At 69.5% G+C, this 1640-nt stretch carries 2 protein-coding genes; both read left to right on the top strand.

The annotated features are described in order from the left end of the window. On the top strand, positions 1–718 hold a 718-nt coding region (locus tag AC08ON_RS12180; RefSeq protein ID WP_476616988.1), incomplete at its 5' end, for a DUF4352 domain-containing protein. 116 nt (positions 719–834) lie between these two features. Next, positions 835–1593 (top strand): HNH endonuclease family protein, encoded by a 759-nt coding sequence (locus AC08ON_RS12185; protein ID WP_476607885.1) that lies wholly within the window; start codon positions 835–837, stop codon positions 1591–1593. Positions 1594–1640 lie beyond the last annotated feature (47 nt).

Here is a 1640-nt window from a genome sequence, read left to right on the forward strand (position 1 = left end):
CCCGCGGCCCGCCCAGCTGGGCGAGCGGATGGGCGGGCAGGTCCCCGGCGCACCGCCGGGGCCGTGGTCCGGCCAGCCTCCCGATCGGCACGGGCCGGTACCGGGCGAGCCCGGCGCGCCGTACCCGTCCTTCACCCAGCCGCCGCCGGCCCGCGGGTTCGATCGCAGGCGACTCGTCTGGATCACCGTCATCGTCCTGGGCGCGCTGATCGCCATCGCGGTCGTGGTCAGCCTGCCCGGAAAGAGCGGCCAAAATGGTTCCGCGGAACAGTCGGCGGCCACAACCGTCCCGTCGCGCTCCACCGGTCCGAGCACGGCACCGGGTCCGGCCAGCGGCCTGAGCCGCCCCGTCACGGATGGCCAGCTCGAGTTCATCGTGGATTCCTTCCGATGCGGGCAGACCAAACTCGGTGACGGACTGCTCGCTCGGCACACGGACGGCCAGTTCTGCCTGGCCCACGTGACCGTGCGCAACATCGGCGACTCCACCCGCACGCTGGTGACCTCATCCCAGTTTCTGTGGGACGGCGGCGGCCGGCACAGCGCCGATTTCCTCGCCCGCTTCCAGCTGAGTAACGAGGATCTGTGGGATTCGATCAACCCGGGTGACCTCAGAGCGGGCACCATGGTCTTCGACATCCCACGGGACGCCACGGCCCAGGAGCTGGAGCTGCACGACAATCCGGTGAGCGCAGGAGCCCGCGTTCCCGTCCCCTGACGGTGGCCGACCAACCCGGCGGGCCGATCTCCAGTTAATGTCACCCTCGATCCGAACGGACCCGAAGCGGGGCGAGCACTTCCCACGGGTTCCGAACCGTCGAGGTGGGGAGTCCGGTGCGAAGAAGCGGTGTCGGTCCAGATCGTCACGGACCCGGTCGGCCCGGTCGACCCGGCGGAGCCGCGGCCCTCGCCGTCCTCGCCGTTTTCGTCCTCGTCGGCGGCCTGACCGGTTGCAGTGACCTTTCCGACCAGACTGGAACGTCCAACCGGGTTGGTGCCCCGACCGCCAGCGGCTCGGCGCTGAAGCTGCTCGCCACCCTTCCGATCAAAGCGGAGGACAACTCTCCCAGGTACCGCCGGGACGAGTTCGGGCCCGCCTGGTCGGACATCGACGACAACGGGTGTGACACCCGTAACGACATTCTGCGGCGAGATCTGCGCAGCACCACCATCCGCAGATCGGACGGCTGCACGGTGCTGACCGGCGAGCTCCGGGATCCGTACACCACCAGAATCATCCGTTTCGACCGTGGACGGAACTCTGCCAGCGTGCAGATCGACCACGTCGTCCCCCTGGCGGATGCGTGGCGGACCGGCGCGCTCAACTGGACCGCTCGGGAACGGCTCCAGTTCGCCAACGATCCGGAGAACCTGCTGGCCGTCGACGGTCCCACGAATCAGCGCAAGAGCGATCACGACGCCGCCGAATGGTTGCCGCCGAGCCCGGGGGAGCAGTGCCCCTACGTCGCGCGCCAGGTGGGATTGAAGGCCCGTTACCGCCTGTGGGTCGTCCAGGCGGAGGCGGACGCGATGCGCGCCGTTCTCCAGAAGTGCCCGAACCAGCCGGCACTGGGGCTGACCCCGAGCGGCTGACCGGAAGCCCGCGGCGCTGAATCATCCGAGAAATGCGGAGCAGCCGG

This window comes from Frankia sp. CoWAU3, from assembly GCF_977971855.1.